Raw genomic sequence first — 19374 nt, forward strand, 5'->3', positions numbered from 1 at the left:
AACATTTTCAAGCCAACAATATCAAATGATACCTATCATGTTTTCCAAAGAAGCCATCCATACGAGCACATACCCAACTGTTTATCAATACATTATGATAAACAATATCTATACTAATTCTAAATTTTAAAGATTATTACTGCAATCAATACATTGTTTTGGTCCAAACTCTACATTTGCTTTTCCATTTTTCGCCGTCGAATGAAAGCCACGCTCGCGTTTTTATTGGCCTCCATTGTGTTTGCACAAAGTCTCCTTCCTCGGTCGGCGACTGAGTTGTTGCATTCACCTGACGTGTGGAAACATTTTGAGGAGCACAAGGCGGAGCGCCCTGCTTCATTAAGTTTTCTTGATTTTTTGTGGATGCACTATTCCGCCGATTCGGAGCATACCAAACAAAAAGAGCACCATCTTCCCAGTTTTGATTTCAACAGTGTAGCCAGTTTTTTTGTGCTGCCATCGGCTTCTGTATCGTTTGATGCCCAAACTGTCGTTACCTTCTTAACTTCCGCCAATTTTCATTGGCTCAATTCCTACGCCTTTTTATCATTCAAGGCACTCATTTGTCCACCCCGAGCCTAGGGCTTTTTTCTTTGATGGGAGAAGTGTATCCTTTCAATGCTGCATTTCCCGCTTTTCATCTATGCTAACAATAGATTACTCGGGCAAATTCTCAATCCATTCATCAATCAAAGCATCAGCCACCGATTCTCCTACAATCGTGGTTCTTTAGGTTTCGATTTTTTAGGCGTTTCCAACTTGTACTTGTAACCAAGTTCCTTGAGGAGCGCCAAAAACTCTTCTGCTTTTTTTTCGGGGACGGTGACAGTGATTTGCATAAGATTACAACTTCAATTTTCAACAAAAATAAAACAAAATATGATTGATTCACTGATTCATTACAGTATCAAAAACAAGCTGGTCATCGGATTGGCAGTGGTGGCACTGGTGATTTGGGGAGGGTACTCGCTTTCGCGGTTGCCCATCGACGCCGTTCCTGACATCACCACCAACCAAGTGCAAATCTTGACGCTCACGCCGACCTTGGCTGCCCAAGAAGTGGAGCAATTTGTGACTACGCCCATCGAATTGTCGCTCGCCAACATCCCCGATGTGACCGAGATTCGCTCGGTATCCAAACTTGGACTATCGGTGGTGACGGTCGTTTTTAAGGACGAGGTGGATATTGTCCGAGGAAAACAATGGATAACCGAACAACTCAAAACAGTAGAAGCCGATATTCCTGCGGAGTTCGGAAAACCCATGATTGCACCCCTCACAACGGGTTTGGGCGAAATTTATCAATACACCTTGGCCGTTAAAAAAGGGGCGAAGTCCCAATATGACCTTACGGAGCTTCGTACTATTCAGGACTGGATTGTCAAACGCCAATTGGTAGGCATTGAAGGGGTGATCGAAATCAGTAGTTTTGGTGGATACGTCAAACAATACGAAGTAAGTGTCAATCCCGAACGCCTCCGCGCGCACAATGTCACGCTATCGGAGTTGTATGATGCCTTACAAAAAAACAACGCCAACACTGGCGGAAGTTACATTGAACGAATCGGTCAAGCGCAGTTTATTCGTGGCGAAGGGGTTGTAAAAAGTCTCAGCGACATTGAGCAAATTGTGATTAAAAACGTGAGCGGAATCCCCGTTTTGGTGCGTGACGTAGCTGGGGTTGATTTCGGTCATGCCAACCGCTTCGGGGCATTGGTACGGAATGGCGAAGGCGAAGCCGTTGGAGGAATTGTATTGATGCTCAAAGGTGCCAACTCGGCCAATACCGTCAATGCCGTCAAAGACCGTATTTCTCGCATTCAAAAAACCCTTCCTGAGGGCATTGAAATTGTGCCGTTTATTGAACGCACCAAACTCATTAATAAAACCATCACTACCGTCAGCGAAAACCTGCTTTTGGGGGGACTCATCGTGATTGTGGTACTGGTACTTCTCATGGGTAGTTTGCGGGCAGGGTTGGTGGCCGCTTCGGTCATTCCGTTGGCCATGTTATTCACCATTGGCATGATGAACACCTTCAACATTTCTGCCAACCTAATGTCGTTGGGTGCGATTGACTTTGGGGTGATTGTGGACGGTGCCGTGATTATCGTGGAAGCCATCGTCCATCGGTTTCAGGTTTGGTACGAAGACAACAAACGCAATAATGTCGATGACCCACTCGAACGCGATCAGTTGGTCTATGAAACCGCCAAACGCATTCGTACCTCAGCGGCCTTTGGCGAAATCATCATTTTGATGGTGTATTTGCCTATTTTATCACTGGTCGGAATTGAAGGAAAAATGTTCAAACCCATGGCCATGACGGTTGGTTTTGCCATTTTTGGGGCGTTCATTTTATCATTGACCTACGTTCCGATGATGTCGTCGTTGGTAATGGGCAAAAACCTACACAAACACTGGAATTTTTCAGAGCGGGTACTCGCTTGGTTATACCGCCGTTATGAGCCCCTCATTATCTGGTCGTTACAATGGAAAAAAGCCACAGTAGGCATTACTTTGGGACTTTTTGTAATCTCACTTCTTGTCTTTAACCGTCTTGGCGGTGAATTTGTCCCTACCCTCGACGAGGGCGACTTGGCGATTGACTTCCGCACGGCATCGGGAACTTCTTTGACAGAAACAATTAATTCCGCTAACAAAGCCCATCAAATTCTCCGAAAACATTTTCCCGAAATTCAACAGATTGTAGGGCGAGTGGGTGCTTCCGAAATTCCTACTGACCCCATGCCCATTGAAATGGTGGATCAAATGATTAACATGAAAGACATTTCAGAGTGGAAAAATGCCAAAAACCGCGAAGAAATGTCCGAAAAAATGGCGGCGGTATTGGCTGAAGAACTACCTGGAACCAGCGTAGAAATGACCCAACCTATTCAGATGCGTTTTAATGAAATGATTACGGGAGTACGCTCCGATGTGGTGGTTAAAATATTTGGCAACGACCTTGATGTGTTGTATGAACGAGCTAACGCCGCGGCCAAAGTCATCGAAAAAATTGAGGGCGTCGCCAGCGTACGTGTGGAGCAAATTGTGGGTTTACCCCAAATCAGTATCAACTACAATCGAGCGAAAATTGCCCAATACGGCCTAAGTATTGCCGACATCAACCGCCTCGTTCGCAGTGGTTTTGCGGGCGAAACCGCTGGAACCGTCTATGAACAAGAGCGCCGTTTCGATTTAGTCGTAAGGTTGGATGCGCAACATCGTCAAGACATTGAAAACGTTCGACAATTGCTCATTCCATTGCCACAAGGGGGAACGGTTCCGTTGGCAGAGTTGGCTGACATTGGTTTCCGCAAAGCCCCCGCCCAGATTTCCCACGAAGAAACCCGTCGGCGCATTACAATTGGTATTGGCGTTCTCAACCGTGACGTAGAAAGTGTCGTCAACGACGTTCAAGCCACCATCGAGAAAAAAGTGGCCTTACCATCGGGTTATTTTTATACCTACGGAGGTGCTTTTGAAAACCTTCAACGCGCCAAAGAACGCCTAAGTTTTGCCGTCCCGTTGGCACTTTTCCTCATCTTTACGTTGCTCTACTTTACCTTTCATTCTTTAAAAGAATCGCTCTTAATCTTCTCCGCCGTTCCTATGTCGGCCATCGGAGGAATCATCGCCCTCTGGATGCGCGACATGCCCTTTAGTATCTCGGCTGGGGTTGGATTTATTGCGTTGTTTGGGGTAGCAGTTTTGAACGGAATTGTACTTATCAGCTACCTCAACGACCTTGAAAAAGAAGGAGTTACTAACTTAAAAGAACGTATTTTAAAAACCGTCGAGGTACGATTCAGGCCCGTAATTATCACAGCGACGGTAGCCTCCCTAGGTTTTTTACCCATGGCTATTTCCAACTCGGGAGGAGCCGAAGTACAGCGTCCGCTGGCCACGGTAGTGATTGGTGGAATTTTATCCGCTACGCTCCTTACGCTGGTTGTCTTGCCTGTGTTGTATGCGTTGTTTTCGAAGAAAAAATCAGAGACTTTGTCACCCTGAAAGGGTCTAAAAACATGTCTGTTTGCCATAAGATTTATTAGAGCAAACCATCATGAAATGTCAAAGTTATTAAACGTGATATTACTCATAATCGCCATGCCTAAAATTCATAACTACTTTGTTTACATCCTTACAAATTACAATAAAACTGTACTTTATACAGGTATGACAAATGATTTGGTACGAAGACTTCAAGAACACGAAGCAGATTCCAAAGGGCCTCAGAAAACATTTGCGGGAAAATACAAATGTATCTATTTAGTTTTTTGGCAACGGTTTCAATATGTATGGCATGCGATTGAATCAGAAAAAGAGATAAAACTCTTAAAAAGAGACAAAAAAGAAGCTATAATCAATGATTTCAACCCAACATGGAAATTCTTAAACGACGAAATACAAGAAGATTAGCGGGTTTTGCTGTCCTGAAAAGACCAATTATTCCCCAGGCTATCAATTCTGTCGCCTACTCAGTTGGAGGGATTAGACCCTTTCAGGGTGACAAAATAGGCATCAAAGCAATTACAGTATGTTTTTTGCTTATGTTAATGCCTAGATTAATAATTGTTTCCCACGCGCAAATCAGCGTACAACAGGCGATTGAACGAGCTTCACAGAATAACCTAACATTAAAAACAACTGAGTTAACTCAACAATCGCAAAAGGCATTGATAGGTTCGGCTTGGCAGCTGCCCAAGCTCTCTGCCGATTTGGCGGCGGGGCAAACTCAAAGCCGTCCTTTTGATTATACGCTCAGCGCCGTGCAGAGTTTTGAGCCTTTCGGCGTCTATCGAAATCGCGCAAAAGTGTTGGCCCAACAAGTGAATGTAACGCAAAAACAGCAGGAAATACAGCGCAATGAATTGGCTTTCAGCGTCAAGCAGCAGTATTATCAAATTCTGTTTTTGTATAAAAATCGTCAACTAATTCAAGCGCAAGACACCTTGTACGTAAAAGCACTGGAAGCCGCCAAATCTCGTTACAAAACGGGGGAAACCAACCAATTGGAAGTGGTAGCGAGCGAAACCAATCGGCGTGAGATTCAGAACCGTCGGACGGTCATTGACCGCGAGATTCAGCTGGCATTCATGGGTTTACAAACCTTGTTGTACAGCAATGAATCCTTAATGATTGATACCTTGCTCAATTTACAACGCCCCACGCCATCCCAAGAAGGAATTAATCGGTACGCTGCCCTTGCGACGGAAGAATCGCAATTGAGTCGTAATTTTACGGACTTAGAACGGGCACAACTCAAACCCGACTGGAGAATTGGAGCCGCCAATCAATCCATTGAAGGCAAACTTGGCTTTATGTACCTTTCTGGTGGCTTGGGGATTCCGTTGACCAATAAACCTCAAAAAGCGCGCATCGAGGCGGCAAAAGTGGGCGAGCAAGCCAGCGAAAATCAGCTCAAAGCCATTCAGTTTCAGACCGAAGCCAACACCAAAATTTTACGAGAAAGTCTCCAAAAACTTCAAACAACGCTCAATTATTACGAACAATCGGCACTTCCTCAAGCAGAGTTATTGCTTAAAACCGCCTACAAACAATTTCGTTTGGGAGACATCGAATACGTAGAATTTTTCCAAAATACCCGTCAAGCTTGGCAAATCCGTGAGGCTTATTTGACCGAACAATTGCGCTTTACCCAAACCGTCATTGAGCTTGAAAAATGGCTAGGTATTGAATAGAATGACGATTTTTTGAATGACGAATGACGACTAACCACTTCAACACAATTCCAATGAACACATTAATTCACTCTATACGCCCTTTGCATTTTGCCCTTCGCATTTTATCCCTCGCCCATCGCCCCTTGCCATTTGCCTCTCGCATTTTGCATTTTACCCTTCGCCCCTTGCCCCTTGCCCTTTGCCTAACAGCAGCTCTGAGCAGTTGCAATAAGACCGAAACCGCCCAAACCGAAGAAGCAGCCCCCGAAAAGGCCCCAACCGAACTTAAACTCACGGCGGAACAAGAAAAGAATTTTGGCATTAGCCTCGGAAGTCCCGAAACCCGAACGGTATTTGACGCCATCATTCTTAATGGAGTGGTTGAATCATCGCCTCAACAAAGCGCGAGTGTGAGCTTTCCGCTCACAGGGATTGTCCGTAGTATTGGGGTCTTGTCTGGCAATTCAGTCGGAAAAGGGAGCACACTTGCTACCATCGAAAGCCTCGAACTCATTCAGTTACAGGAAGATTATTGGAAAACGGCAGGCCAACTTCAATTTGCCGAACAAGAACGCCAACGTCAAACAACTCTTTCACAAGAAGAAGTAGGAGCCAAACGCAAATTACAACAAGCCGAATCGGAAATGCGCGTTTTGGAAGCGACCAAACAAGGCATCGAAGCAAAACTTCAAGTGGTAGGCATCGACCCAAAATCACTCAAAACAAATCAAATTGTACGCACCATTGCTCTTCGCTCTCCGATTGGCGGCGTAGTTAAGAGCGTTCAAACAACCCTTGGAAAGTCCATTAATGGCGGAGAATCGTTGTTTGAAATCATTAATCAGACGGGTGCGCGTTTGGTACTCAAAGTATTTGAGAAAGATGTAGCCCGCATAAAAGTAGGTCAAAAAGTGACGTTTGACAATGGCACAGCCACCATCAGCAGCTTAGGAACTACCTTCGACCCCAACAGCCGTACCGTAGATGCCTACGCCACCCTCAGCGCAACCCGCTTATTGGCAGGCCAATACGTCAATGGAAAAGTGGTATCCTCGCCGCGCCAAGCCGAAACCCTCCCCGAAACCGCGATTGTTCGCACGGGAGAAACAGCTCACGTATTTGTCAAAACTCCACAAGGAATTTATCGCCCCATCGACGTGAAAACGGGCGCGTCACAAGATGGTTTTGTAGAGGTTATTTTTAACCAAAAACCAACCTTACCCATCGTTATCACAGGCGCGCAAACCTTGCAAGCCGAACTGACCAAAGGCGAAGGAGAGGAAGAATAAGGAGCAAGTTGGCAAGAGGCAGGTAGCAAGTATGCAAGAGGCAAGTATGCAAGAGGCAAAGGGCAAGTATGCAAGGGGCAAGGAGCAAGTATGCAAGGGGCAAGGAGCAAGTATGCAAGGGGCAAGGAGCAAGGGACAAGTTGGTTTGCCCATTTGCTTTTTTGCCAATTTGCTCATTTGCCTACTTGCCAATTTGACAAACTTGCCCTTTGCAAAATTGCCCCTTACTTTCGTACATTAGCTGATGATTCAACATAACTTTTAAAATCCGCGCATCATGTACAAAAGTTTACTGGCAGCCCTGTTTTCGGCCGTTTTACTTGGTTTTACATTTAAAGAAAAGAAATACGATGTTGGTCACATCAAAACCAACATGGGAGATATTTACTTTTGGTTGTACAACGAAACTCCAAACCACAAAGCAAGTTTTACCAAATTAGCGGGAGAGCATTACTGGGATTCACTGACCTTCAACCGAGTCATCAATAATTTTGTTGCCCAAGGCGGTTGTCCCGATACGCCCGAAGGTTTTGCCAATTCCCCCTATTTACTCAAGCCAGAGTTCGATAAAAAGATTCGGCACGTGTATGGCGCCGTGGGGGCAGGCCGCGACAATAATCCTGACATGCTTTCGGCGGGTTGTCAGTTTTACATTGTTCAAAACAAAAAAGGCTTGGCGCGGCTTGACGATAAATACACGGTGTTTGGGCAAGTTTTTAAGGGGATGGACATTGTGGACGCCATCGTTGCCGTCAAAACCGACTCAACAGACACGCCTCTCAAGCCGATTACGCTTAAAGTACGGGTCGTAAAGATGAACGCGAAAGAATTGCAGAAACTGGGCTGGACGGGTAGTCTTGAGTAAAGACTACCGCATTTTTGCTCGTTTGGCCAAGTAAGCCGTCAGAATCTGGTCTAAGCCTTTGGCAACATCGGCTTCGATGAAATCAATTTTATATTGCCCACACTTGAGTCGAAGTTCGTGGTAGTATTTTTTGGCGGCTTCTTGGTATTGCTTTTTCACTTGTCCAGGCTGAATTTTCACCCGTTCACCCGATTCCAAATCAATAAACTCGTACGGGCGGTCATCAAAAGCAAATTCCTCTTCGGTACGGCGGTCAGTAACGTGAAACAACAACACTTCGTGCATGTTGTGACGTAAATGCTGCATGGCCGAAAAAATTCTTTCGGCTTGATTTATGTCTTCAAACATATCACTGAAAATCACCACCAACGAGCGTTTGTGGATTTTCTCAGCGATTTCGTGCAATACGTCTGCCACGGCTGTTTTGCGGAGTTCTTTGGGCTTTTTTAGAACATTTTCCAAATCCAAAAACACCTTATGAACGTGTGATGGGGTGGACTTTATCGGGGTTTGAACTTCGATTTTATCCGAAAAAGTACACAAGCTTACCGCATCTTTTTGGCGCTGTAGCAAATTGGCGATACTTGCTGCCGCCAACACGCTAAACGTAATTTTATCGTGATTAGGCTCAGGATAATACATTGACGACGACGTATCAACCAGCAAATGGCAACGCAAGTTTGTTTCTTCTTCGTAGCGTTTTACAAACAAGCGGTCGCTTTTTGCAAACACCTTCCAGTCGATATGACGGGTGCTTTCTCCTGTATTATACAAGCGGTGTTCGGCAAATTCGACCGAAAAACCGTGAAAGGGCGATTTGTGTAATCCCGTGATAAACCCTTCGACGAGCTGTCTCGCCAAAAACTCTAAATTTCCGTACTGTCTTACCGTTGCAATGTCAAATTTGCGAGCGCTCATGTCGTTAAAAGGTTTTTGGGGTGTGAAGCCAAGCAAGGATGTTTTAAGTTTACAGCCGTTGCAAGCACAAATATCGTGCTAATAAACTACATTATTTGGAGACTGTAAACTTAAAACGGAAGAAGGAGAAAATTTTACTTTAATTGGACAAAGCCCGCTCAATAATGTCACCTGTGTCGGTAATCATTTCATTTTGGCCCAGCAGCACCATTCCTTCCATCCCAACCACGCGGAGGGTGACATTGGCAACGCCAGAGCCCAAAATTCCCAAATATTGTGCCGCCGAACGGCTCAAATCAATCAGGCGGGTGCGGTGGTACGGCCCGCGGTCGTTGATACGCACAATCACCGTGCGCTTATTGGAAAGGTTTGTGACCTCCACCATGGTGTTGAAAGGCAATGTACGATGCGCGGCAGTATATTCTTTCTGATTGAATGGCTCACCTAATGATGTTTTGCGCCCGTTAAAGATTTGTGCATAAAATGATGCTCTTCCTTGCTCTTCCTTCCCCAACAATTGGGCTGATGCTGGATTTACTTTGATCAGCGACAACAATACAAGTACATAAAAAGTGGTAGAATACATAGATTTGTTCGGGTTATTTTTCACCAAAAATGACAATTTGACTAGGAGTCCCCTTGAACGCATACTCAAAAAAATGCAACCTTTTTTGAGTTTAAGGGCTGAAAATTAAGCAAAAAACAAACACGAACTACGTTTTTTACAAATTGACATACCAACCCCAGCCTATAACAACGTAAAAACCAACAACTTTATTTTGAAAATATTTTGACTACCAACAACAAAAGACGTACTTTAGCGTTTGGTATAACTCTAAACCTCAAAAGGATAGTGGAAGACAAAGACAGAGAAAAAATCTACTCGAAACGCGTAAAGGCAGGGAAAAGAACTTACTTTTTTGATGTGCGTTCAACTCGTTCAAATGATTACTACTTGACGATTACAGAAAGTCGCCGTTTTCCGCAAGGAGATGGGTTTGCTTACGAAAAACACAAAATGTTTCTCTACAAAGAAGACTTCGATAAGTTTGTAGATGCCCTTCAAGAAACCGTAGCCCACATTAAAACCGAATTGATGCCCGACATAGATTTTTCTCAGTACGCCGTACGTGAAGAAGAAGACTACACAGGTAGCGATTTGAAGTGGGATTAATCAACCTTTCCTGACCTATCCTATGCCCTGCCTCTGGTTGCCCAGAGGCTTTTGGTTTTGTAGCCACCACAAAAAGCACTAATTTTGCTACCATTACTTATAATCGCCAATTAGTATTGTACGGATTGCAGCGAAAGGCCATCATACGCCCGCACTAACATTCGTCAATCAATAATCGTAAATCAACTAATGTCTCTCCAATGTGGTATTGTCGGATTGCCCAACGTAGGTAAATCCACCCTTTTTAGCGCATTATCAAGTGCCAAAGCCGAAGCTGCCAACTATCCTTTTTGTACCATTGAGCCCAATGTCGGAGTGGTTGAAGTACCCGACGAGCGCATCACTGTCCTCGAACGCCTCATTAATCCACAACGTACCGTTCCAACCATCGTTGAGATTGTTGACATTGCAGGTTTGGTTCGTGGGGCCAGCAAAGGCCAGGGGCTTGGCAACCAGTTTTTGGCCAATATTCGTGAGGTGGACGCGATTATTCACGTGGTTCGTTGTTTTTCGGACGACAACATTGTTCACGTAGAAGGCCGTGTCAACCCCGTTAGTGACAAAGAAATTATCGACCTTGAGCTTCAACTCAAAGACCTTGATTCTATCGAGAAAAAATTTGCTCGGGTAGAAAAAGCAGCCCGCGTAGGTGATGCCAAAGCCAAAGTAGAACTCGAAATTCTGACACGCGTCAAAAATGCGCTCTTTCAAGGAAAAAGCGTGCGTGCTGTCGGCTTGACGGACGATGAGAAAGCAGCCATTGCCGATCTTCAACTTCTGACCATCAAGCCCGTTATTTATGTAGCCAACGTGGATGAAACATCCATTCAGACGGGCAACGAGTACGTAGATCAGCTCAAAGCAGCCGTGGCCGAAGAAAATGCCGAAGTAATTGTGCTTTGCGCCGCCATCGAATCCCAAATCGCTGAAATGGAAGATGCTGAAGAGCGTGAAATGTTTCTAGGCGAATATGGTCTTACCGAATCGGGACTTTACAAACTTATCCGTGCCTCGTACGCCATTTTGAACTTGATTACCTATTTTACCGCAGGTGTCAAAGAAGTACGGGCTTGGACGATTCAGCGCGGCTGGAAAGCCCCACAAGCAGCAGGAGTGATTCACACTGACTTTGAGCGTGGTTTTATCCGTGCGGAGGTTATCAAACTTCCCGATTACGAAAAATACAAAACTGAAGCAGGTTGCCGCGATGCGGGCAAAATCTCCGTAGAAGGCAAAGAATACATTGTACAAGACGGCGACATCATGCACTTCCGCTTCAATGTGTAGGTTTAAAAATAACTTTCCTTTAAAAAAGGTGCCGAAGATTTTCGGCACCTTTTTTATTGCCTAAAACAACGCTTTTTCATTTTTTTTTGATAATTTCCAGCTTAGTCTCTTCGCCTAAACTTAATCGTTCATCAACCACCTTAACTCTTTTTTATGAAGCGTATTTTACTTGGTTTACTTTTATTTGCCTCTTCTTCTCTTTTAGCTCAAATCAGCAGCGACAGCGTAGTTGTGATTAAAAACGTTTCTCTTTGGGATGGGCTCTCCGAGTCGGTGACGCCCAATGCTCAAGTGATTATTGTTCACAATTTAATTAAGCAAGTGGGCAATAACTTGACCGTTCCTAAGGGGGCAAAAGTCATTGATGGCAAAGGAAAAACACTCATTCCTGGACTATCGGACGCGCATTTACACATTATGCTCAACGTCTCGATGAGTGCAGTTAGCAACACCGCTCATTGGGCTTACGTGAGCGCACGCGCTACTAAATCTGTTCACTCGTATTTGATGCTAGGTTTTACTACTATTCGCGACATGGGCGGCCCTATTTTTGGCATCAAGGAAGCCATCGACGAGGGAACCATCCCAGGCCCTCGTATTTATCCATCAGGGGCTTTTATCAGTCAGACTTCAGGGCATGGAGATTTACGGAATCGCAATGACGCAAACCCGAATTGGACAGGACAAGCCGTAAACGTAGCTCAAACGCAGGGCTGGGGCTACCTAGCCGATGGCCGCCCACAAGTCCTTAATGCCGTACGTGAAAACCTTCGACAAGGTGCGTCACAAATCAAAATGATGGCAGGTGGAGGTATTTCTACCGTCTTTGACCCCTTGCATACGGTTCAATTTACCCTCGACGAATTACAAGCGGGAGTCGAGGCGGCGGCCGATTGGGGCACCTACGTTTCGGTTCACGCTTATTATCCCGATGCTATCAAAAGAGCACTGACTGCTGGGGCCAAAACGATAGAACATGGCCACCTAATCGACGAAGAGGCCATGCAGCTTTTGAAGGAAAAAGGCGCTTTTTTGGTACCTCAAAGTTACTGGGCGGACATTCCACTCCAATTTTCGTCGAACGCCCGAAAGTTCAAACTTGTCAAAGAAGGAGCACTCAATGAAATGGCTTTGGCAAAAAAATACGGGGTAAAAGTAGCTTTTGGTACCGATGTCTTTGGTAAAATTGGCATTGAAACCGATGCTCTCAAAGAATTTACTTCTCGGCTTCGTTGGTACAGCCCTGTCGAAGTCCTTCGCCAAGCCACCTCCCTCAATGCCGAACTTTTTGCCCAAACGGGAAAACTGAACCCATACCCCGCCCCGCTCGGAGTCATTAAAGAAGGTGCGTATGCCGATTTATTAATCTACGACGGGAATCCCCTCGAAAAGTTAGAGATTGTCACGAAGCCCGAAGAATTTTTGAAGTTTATAATGAAAGACGGCAAAGTGTATAAAAATAACCTTTAAATGCAGAAGCCCGACTTAGCTAATTAAGTCGGGCTTCGTGCTTGGTTTTGTTGATGCTTGATGGACTGAATCTAACCTAATCGACAACTTCTTTTTTTCTAAACAACGCCCGAAAAGTACCCGCCATGTGAATGACATGATCAACCCGATTTTTGGCTTGACTGAGTACATGAATGTTTACTTCTTGTTCGAGCAATTTGCCAAATGATGCCGATAACATATACATTTCTTCGACATTCACTGAAAAGTCATTCACCACAAACTTTTGAAATCCTCGGTCTTGTAAATTGGCAAAATAAAGGACAAGGCAAAAATTTTCGCCCTCGAAGTAAGAAATCACTTTGTCAACGTCAAACTTCTTGGGCATTTCGTGATGGTCAACCAGTGCATCAATAATTTCTTCTTCCTCATTGGTCATGTACAAATGAGGCGTCAGATAAACAGGTGGTTGATAGTTCATTTTACTTAATCTGATTATTGGAATACTTAGCTTTTCTACTTAGAAAACTATTGGAATGCGACAAAAATGGCACACACAAATCTATTTTCATAACTTTTTAAATATTTTATTGAATTATTTATATTTTATACTTAGTTGCGTTTTAAGCTAATCCAAAGAGAAAAACACCTATTTTTATTACTTTTTCCTTTGACGGCATCTAAGTTTAAAGGTATTTTCAAAAAAATGCCTTTTTATCTCCTTTTTTACAACTCATTTTTAGCAAAAAAATATTTTCACTAAAAGACAAAAAAGGACGCGTTCCCGCGTCCCCTTAGTCTATATATGATGTCTTATTGGTAAAAAATTACCGAGAAATATCAAGTACTTCAAATTCCATTGCCCCAGCTGGTACTTGGATTTGGGCTTTTTCGCCTACTTTTTTTCCCATCAAGCCCTTCCCAATGGGTGAGCCTGCTGAGATTTTTCCTTGTTTAAGATCTGCCTCTTCCTCTGCCACCAATGTATAGGTTACAACTGCATTGTTACGGCAGTTTTTGATTTTTACTTTTGATAATATGCTCACTTGCGATGTATCAATCGACGATTCATCCAAGACCCGCGCGTTACCTACTATTTCTTCTAATTTAGCGATTTTTGCTTCGTGTAAGCCTTGCGCATCTTTGGCTGCATCGTACTCGGCATTTTCGCTCAAATCACCTTTATCACGGGCCTCGGCTATTGCACGAGCTATTTCCTGCCGACCGCGTGTTTTTAAGTCCTGCAATTCAGCCTTGAGCTTATTGAGACCTTCTTCGGTGTAATATTGTAACTTAGCCATAGTGCTGTTGTGTACGTTAATTGTTTAGTATTATATATCTGTCCTATCACTTATTTCTTCCACTAAAGACAAAAAAAAAGAACGGTGAAATGACCGCTCTACTACAAATGGGGTAGCTCTGTCACTTCTTCCTAAAAGACCGAAAAGAATTGGTTGTGTCGGTTCATGGTCGAAATTTGAACCACAAAATTAGCAATATTTGCAACGGGAATCAAGACTACATCCGTTTGTATCCAAAAAATTACTCTAAAAATCATATCTAATAATCGACAAAACGATTTTCTCAGTGTATATGTCAAAGCTTCGAATCATTTTTATGGGTACTCCTGAGTTTGCAGTGAGTAGCCTTCAAAACCTTGTAGAAAGCGGGTGCAACGTGGTGGCCGTTGTTACCGCCCCCGACAAGCCTGCTGGTCGTGGTCTGCAACTCACCCCCTCTCCCGTAAAACACTATGCCGTTTCTCAAGGTATCCCTGTTTTACAGCCTGAAAAGCTAAAAAACCCTGCTTTTTTGGAAGAATTACGTAGCTATCAAGCCGACTTGCAGGTTGTTGTGGCGTTTCGGATGCTGCCAGAAGTTGTCTGGAACATGCCCCCCAAAGGCACATTCAACCTCCATGCCTCTCTCCTACCTCAGTTTCGCGGGGCAGCGCCAATCAACTGGGCGATTATCAACGGAGAAACCGAAACGGGCGTTACTACCTTTTTTCTTGAGCACGAAATTGATACAGGAAACATCATTTTTCAAGAAACTGAACCGATTCACTACGAAGATAACGTTGGAACTTTGTACGAACGACTGATGCACAAAGGAGCGGAATTAGTCGTTCGGACTGTCAATGCCGTAGAGGCAGGGAATTATCCGCAGTTGCCCCAATCACAAAGTGAAGTCCTCAAGGCTGCCCCTAAGATTTTTAAAGAAACTTGCGAAATCAATTGGAATCAGTCCACTGAAGCGGTTCGGAATTTTATCAGGGGGTTATCGCCTTATCCTGCCGCTTGGACCACCTTGAATGGCAAATTGTGTAAAATTTATAAAAGCTCAGTGGCAACACAGGCGCCTACCGACAACGGTAGCCACTTATTTACGGACAACAAACACGTGCTACTTTTTAAAACTACCGATGGTTGGTTGTCCATTGACGAACTACAATTGGAAGGCAAGAAAAGAATGGGAATTGAAGAGTTTTTGAGGGGCACCAAAGTTACGATTGCCTGAGCTCTTTCGGAGAATATTGACTTTTCCAAATAATAAAAGCCGCTACTTGAAAGAGCGGCTTTTGTCGTTGATAAACACAACTGATATAAAAACGACGCTCAGGTAGAAAAAGTTTTAGCCTTGAAAAATAATCTCACTATTTTTCATATTATTGCAAAAAATCAACATTTGTTGATTTTCCTCGAAAAAAGTGACAGATACATGCTCCAACAAACCATCTACGAAGTACAAATTACCTACATCGGTAGCCTTACGGGTCTGCGCGAACGGGAGCCTTTTGTTTGCTATTTTTCAAACTTAAAGAAGACTGTAGAGAATTTGACAGCCCAACTCGCCTTAAACGGTTGGCCACTAAAAATCAATTACACGGCGGTCTATCGCGGGCTCAAAATGAAGAATAAATACCACTGCGATTTTGAAGTAGCAGGACATAAGGTGTTTAGGATTTCGATTACTCCTTGCGTACTCAATCCTGTTCTCACAACCCTTGGGATTGATGAAATGCCTGCATATAAGAAGTGATTTGTTTTCGACTCTTTTTTTGCAACCATATAAGACATATAAGGCCATATAAGTTTTTTCTTATAATCACTTATATGTCTTATATGGTTCAAAAAAGCTTTATTCGGCAACGAATTTGAGTTCTAGGCCGAGTTTTTTTCCCTCTTCCACCATCAAACCAAACGCTTGTTCGTACTGATTAGGAATGATTCCATCAAGAATCGCCTCCCGAACGGCCGTTTTGATAATGCCTACTTCTGCCGAAGGCTTGAGGGCGAAGGCTTGCATGATGACCTCCCCCGTAATGACGGGCTGGAAGTTCCGAATCTTATCTCGTTCTTCGAGGTCATATAATTTTTGCTCAACCTTGTCAAAATTGGCCAAATGCTTACGAACTTTATCGGGATTCTTAGACGTAATATCGGCGCGGCAAAGCGTCATTAATGCCTCCAAATCATCGCCCGCGTCAAACAACAATCGACGCAAAGCAGAATCGGTAATTTCTTCTTTTGACAAGGCAATAGGACGTAGGTGAAGGCGAACGAGTTTTTGCACAAAGCGCATACTTTCGTTCATCGGCAATTTCATTTGGCGAAAAATGCGTGGAGTCATTCTAGCGCCCAACTCTTCGTGACCGTGAAATGTCCAGCCTACTTTTTTGTCAAATCGCTTGGTGGCAGGTTTGGCAATGTCGTGCATGATTGCCGCCCAACGCAGCCACAAGTCGTTGGTATGTTTCGAAATATTATCAAGTACCTGAAGCGTATGATAGAAATTATCTTTATGCCCCTTACCATCTTGGTATTCAGCCCCTTGCAACTCTACAAATTCAGGAAAAATCAATTTTAAAATTCCCGCTTGATGCAGCAATTTAAAGCCGTAAGAAGGGGTTTTGGCTAAAATAATTTTGTTGAGTTCGTCATTGATACGCTCCTTTGAAATGATGGAAATACGCTCAGCCATTTGCACAAGGCCGTCAAACGTATCTGGCTCAATGTCGAAATTGAGTTGGGTTGCAAAACGGGCTGCCCGCATCATTCGGAGCGGGTCGTCTGAAAAAGTAATGCCAGGTTCGAGGGGGGTACGAATGAGTTTTTTCCGCAAATCACTCATCCCATTGAATGGGTCGATGAGGTCGCCATAGTTCGCTATATTTAAGCTGATTCCCATGGCATTGATGGTAAAGTCACGACGATTTTGGTCGTCTTGCAACGTACCATCTTCCACAATTGGCTTGCGAGACTCACTGCGGTACGACTCGCGGCGCGCCCCTACAAACTCCACCTCAAGGTCGTCGGTTTTGAGTTGGGCAGTTCCAAAATTTCTGAATACAATCACCTGTACTCCAAGCCGTTCTGCCACTTTTTCGGCTAATTCCACACCACTTCCAACACTCACTATATCAATGTCCTTGGAAGGACGATTCAAAATTAAATCACGCACGTATCCACCAATGACATAGGCTTCAACACCCAGTTCACGGGCGCTATCAGCAATGACTTGAAAAAGGGGATTGGAGGCTAAAACTTCACTAAAATTCATTCGGATTGCTTTTGCAAACTGCAAAGATACTATTTCTTTAAACTTTCGCCCGTGAGTTGGTGTTCATTCAGGAAGAAAAAAAGCATCAATGGAAGAAATAATTAATAAAGTAGCCAATAGTGGGCTTGTTACCTTGGATTTGGAAGATTATTACCACCAAGGCGAGCGTGTCGTGTATGACCTCAAAGACAACCTTTTTATGGGGATGATTCTCAAGGAAAAAGACTTTCGTGAGTTCCTCAAAAGTCACGATTGGGCACAGTACGCAGGCAAAAATGTGGCCATCACTTGCACCGAAGACGCCATCATCCCAACTTGGGCATACATGTTGCTAACATTACAACTTGAGCCTCACGCCCATACTGTAGTGTTTGGAACTCTCAACGATCTTGACGAAAAACTTTATTTTGATGCCATTAATCGCATTGATGTAGAGGCTTATCGCGATGTTCGCGTGGTGGTAAAAGGTTGTAGCAAACACCCCGTTCCGACGGCGGCTTACGTAGAATTGACGCGCAAACTTCAACCCGTTGTGCAATCGCTTATGTTTGGTGAACCTTGTAGTACAGTTCCCCTTTTCAAAAAGCCCAAAAACAAACTTCCACAAACGTAATTCTACAAAGGTTGTGCCTCTCCGAGGCAAAAATATCAAAAAAACTAACTTTTGTGACTACAAACGTTGTGCCTCTCCGAGGCAGAATTGTCGAAAAAACTAACTTTGGTGACTACAAACGTTGTGCCTCTCCGAGGCAAAATTGTCAAAAAAACTAACTTTGGTGACTACAAACGTTGTGCCTCTCCGAGGCAGAATTGTCGAAAAACAGCTTCGGAGAAGCTTAACATTTGTAGCATTTGTAACAACAAACGTTGCGCCTCTCCGAGGCAGAATTGTCGAAAAACAGCTTCGGAGAAGCTTAACATTTGTCGCATTTGTAACAACAAACGTTGCGCCTCTCCGAGGCAGAATTGTCAAAAAACAGCTTCGGAGAAGCTTAACATTTGTCGCATTTGTGACATTTAGCCAAAAACATATTGAGATGCCAACATGGCTTGGGCGAGTTTTAGATCATCAATGGGCAAATTGACGCCAAGCTGTGTTAATTCACTCACTACCAGCTCAGTTGCCAAATTACCAACAAGCTTATTATCGGCCAAAGGGCAGCCCCCAAAACCACGCACGGTACAGTCAATTCGCCTAACTCCAGCTTTGTAAGCTGCTTTCACTTTTTTAGGGGTGTGCGACGATTTTGCGTGCAAATGCGCCCCAAATTCCACATTTGGGAATTTTTTCACCAAATGCCCAAACAACGTCTTAATTTCGTCGGTAGTACTCGAACCTATCGTATCTGAAGGGGCGATGATATTAATCCCTAGTTGAACCAATTTTTCGGTAAACTCCTCCACGATTTCGGGACTGTAAGCATCGCCATAGGGGTTTCCAAAACCCATCGAAAGGTAAACCACCAATTCTTTGCCATTTTTTTGGCATAGATTCTGAATTTCTGCCACTTCGCCAAAAGCCTCTGCAATGGTTTTGTTCGTGTTTTTTTGTTGGAACGTTTCTGAAACCGACAACGGAAAACCCAAATATTGAATTTGCCCAAATGGTACTGCATCTTCTGCTCCACGAACATTGGCAACAATGGCTAGCAATTTAGTGGAAGTAGTCGATAAGTCTAATTTATCAACCACCTCAGCCGTATCACGCATCTGAGGTATCGCTTTGGGAGAAACAAAACTTCCAAAATCAAGCGTATCAAAACCTACCTGAAGGAGTTTATTTAAGTAATTTATTTTAGCGTCGGTCGGTACAAAGTTTACCAAACCTTGCATCGCATCGCGCGGACATTCAATGAGTTTCATTTTATTTCTAATAAATTATGAACGCGAATATTGGGTTGTAAAAATGAGAGGTAGTAATTTCATAAGTCAGTAAATTTGTGTTGCCAAACATTTATTAAACTGATTATGAGAGAATTAGAACTAATTCAACTTTATTACTACCTCTGTGAGTGCTATGATAATGAACTTTACTGGTATTGCCAAAGATTCAGTTTAAACTCAGGTTAAACGCACTTACTAATGGTTATTTTTGATGATATTGAGCAGGTAATGGTCATTCCAACCTGCTTTTTTTCG

At 43.8% G+C, this 19374-nt stretch carries 18 protein-coding genes; 12 read left to right on the forward strand and 6 right to left on the reverse strand.

Features of this window, described 5'->3' with window-relative positions; all coding sequences use genetic code 11:
* Positions 1 to 201: 201 nt before the first annotated feature.
* The 6 genes from AC23N5_RS27675 to AC23N5_RS27700 all read left to right on the forward strand — a co-directional run bounded on the left by AC23N5_RS27675 (position 202) and on the right by AC23N5_RS27700 (position 7844).
* Positions 202 to 582: a hypothetical protein gene (locus tag AC23N5_RS27675; RefSeq protein ID WP_183977792.1), complete on the forward strand. Its 381-nt coding sequence runs from the start codon at positions 202 to 204 to the stop codon at positions 580 to 582.
* A gap of 297 nt (positions 583 to 879) precedes the next feature.
* Complete coding sequence (locus AC23N5_RS27680) at positions 880 to 4017, forward strand: efflux RND transporter permease subunit (protein WP_487758012.1); 3138 nt, start codon at positions 880 to 882, stop codon at positions 4015 to 4017.
* A 57-nt stretch (positions 4018 to 4074) separates the two neighbouring features.
* On the forward strand, positions 4075 to 4425 hold the full coding sequence (locus tag AC23N5_RS27685; RefSeq protein ID WP_229601432.1) for a GIY-YIG nuclease family protein: 351 nt from the start codon (positions 4075 to 4077) through the stop codon (positions 4423 to 4425).
* A 137-nt stretch (positions 4426 to 4562) separates the two neighbouring features.
* Positions 4563 to 5708, forward strand: coding sequence for a TolC family protein (locus AC23N5_RS27690; RefSeq protein ID WP_229601431.1), 1146 nt, complete (start codon positions 4563 to 4565; stop codon positions 5706 to 5708).
* Between the two features lie 53 nt (positions 5709 to 5761).
* Positions 5762 to 6979 (forward strand): efflux RND transporter periplasmic adaptor subunit, encoded by a 1218-nt coding sequence (locus AC23N5_RS27695; RefSeq protein WP_487758013.1) that lies wholly within the window; start codon positions 5762 to 5764, stop codon positions 6977 to 6979.
* A 277-nt stretch (positions 6980 to 7256) separates the two neighbouring features.
* Complete coding sequence (locus tag AC23N5_RS27700; protein ID WP_487758014.1) at positions 7257 to 7844, forward strand: peptidylprolyl isomerase; 588 nt, start codon at positions 7257 to 7259, stop codon at positions 7842 to 7844.
* 3 nt (positions 7845 to 7847) lie between these two features.
* Here AC23N5_RS27700 and AC23N5_RS27705 read toward each other — a convergent pair whose 3' ends face one another.
* Positions 7848 to 8762: a DUF58 domain-containing protein gene (locus AC23N5_RS27705; RefSeq protein WP_028526165.1), complete on the reverse strand. Its 915-nt coding sequence runs from the start codon at positions 8760 to 8762 to the stop codon at positions 7848 to 7850.
* A gap of 139 nt (positions 8763 to 8901) precedes the next feature.
* Positions 8902 to 9348 carry a septal ring lytic transglycosylase RlpA family protein gene (locus AC23N5_RS27710; protein WP_037301947.1) on the reverse strand — a complete coding sequence of 149 codons (447 nt, stop codon included), beginning with the start codon at positions 9346 to 9348 and terminating at the stop codon, positions 8902 to 8904.
* 267 nt (positions 9349 to 9615) lie between these two features.
* On the opposite strand from AC23N5_RS27710, the gene AC23N5_RS27715 reads away from it, so the two are divergent.
* The 3 genes from AC23N5_RS27715 (at position 9616) to AC23N5_RS27725 (ending at position 12693) form a co-directional block, all read left to right on the forward strand.
* On the forward strand, positions 9616 to 9936 hold the full coding sequence (locus AC23N5_RS27715; protein WP_028526164.1) for a DUF3276 family protein: 321 nt from the start codon (positions 9616 to 9618) through the stop codon (positions 9934 to 9936).
* 189 nt (positions 9937 to 10125) lie between these two features.
* Positions 10126 to 11223 carry a redox-regulated ATPase YchF gene (gene ychF / locus AC23N5_RS27720; RefSeq protein ID WP_028526163.1) on the forward strand — a complete coding sequence of 366 codons (1098 nt, stop codon included), beginning with the start codon at positions 10126 to 10128 and terminating at the stop codon, positions 11221 to 11223.
* Between the two features lie 153 nt (positions 11224 to 11376).
* Positions 11377 to 12693 carry a metal-dependent hydrolase family protein gene (locus AC23N5_RS27725; protein ID WP_183977782.1) on the forward strand — a complete coding sequence of 439 codons (1317 nt, stop codon included), beginning with the start codon at positions 11377 to 11379 and terminating at the stop codon, positions 12691 to 12693.
* A 76-nt stretch (positions 12694 to 12769) separates the two neighbouring features.
* Here the strand turns inward: AC23N5_RS27725 and AC23N5_RS27730 are convergent, their stop codons facing one another.
* Complete coding sequence (locus AC23N5_RS27730; RefSeq protein WP_157607748.1) at positions 12770 to 13153, reverse strand: hypothetical protein; 384 nt, start codon at positions 13151 to 13153, stop codon at positions 12770 to 12772.
* Between the two features lie 346 nt (positions 13154 to 13499).
* The gene (gene greA, locus AC23N5_RS27735) at positions 13500 to 13973 is read right to left on the reverse strand and encodes a transcription elongation factor GreA (protein WP_028526160.1); all 474 of its coding nucleotides are present in this window, start codon (positions 13971 to 13973) and stop codon (positions 13500 to 13502) included.
* Between the two features lie 292 nt (positions 13974 to 14265).
* Here greA and fmt point away from each other — a divergent pair, with 292 nt between their 5' ends.
* Together fmt and AC23N5_RS27745 are read left to right on the forward strand one after the other, a co-directional pair.
* Positions 14266 to 15192 carry a methionyl-tRNA formyltransferase gene (gene fmt / locus AC23N5_RS27740; protein WP_487758015.1) on the forward strand — a complete coding sequence of 309 codons (927 nt, stop codon included), beginning with the start codon at positions 14266 to 14268 and terminating at the stop codon, positions 15190 to 15192.
* A 201-nt stretch (positions 15193 to 15393) separates the two neighbouring features.
* Positions 15394 to 15714: a hypothetical protein gene (locus AC23N5_RS27745; RefSeq protein ID WP_487758016.1), complete on the forward strand. Its 321-nt coding sequence runs from the start codon at positions 15394 to 15396 to the stop codon at positions 15712 to 15714.
* Between the two features lie 99 nt (positions 15715 to 15813).
* Here AC23N5_RS27745 and AC23N5_RS27750 read toward each other — a convergent pair whose 3' ends face one another.
* On the reverse strand, positions 15814 to 17235 hold the full coding sequence (locus AC23N5_RS27750; RefSeq protein ID WP_487758017.1) for a CCA tRNA nucleotidyltransferase: 1422 nt from the start codon (positions 17233 to 17235) through the stop codon (positions 15814 to 15816).
* 88 nt (positions 17236 to 17323) lie between these two features.
* Here AC23N5_RS27750 and AC23N5_RS27755 point away from each other — a divergent pair, with 88 nt between their 5' ends.
* Positions 17324 to 17848 carry a DUF2480 family protein gene (locus tag AC23N5_RS27755; RefSeq protein WP_183977776.1) on the forward strand — a complete coding sequence of 175 codons (525 nt, stop codon included), beginning with the start codon at positions 17324 to 17326 and terminating at the stop codon, positions 17846 to 17848.
* Between the two features lie 404 nt (positions 17849 to 18252).
* Here the strand turns inward: AC23N5_RS27755 and AC23N5_RS27760 are convergent, their stop codons facing one another.
* Positions 18253 to 19098 carry a hydroxymethylglutaryl-CoA lyase gene (locus AC23N5_RS27760; protein WP_487758018.1) on the reverse strand — a complete coding sequence of 282 codons (846 nt, stop codon included), beginning with the start codon at positions 19096 to 19098 and terminating at the stop codon, positions 18253 to 18255.
* Positions 19099 to 19374 lie beyond the last annotated feature (276 nt).

Source organism: Runella sp. R5_40, from assembly GCF_057652295.1.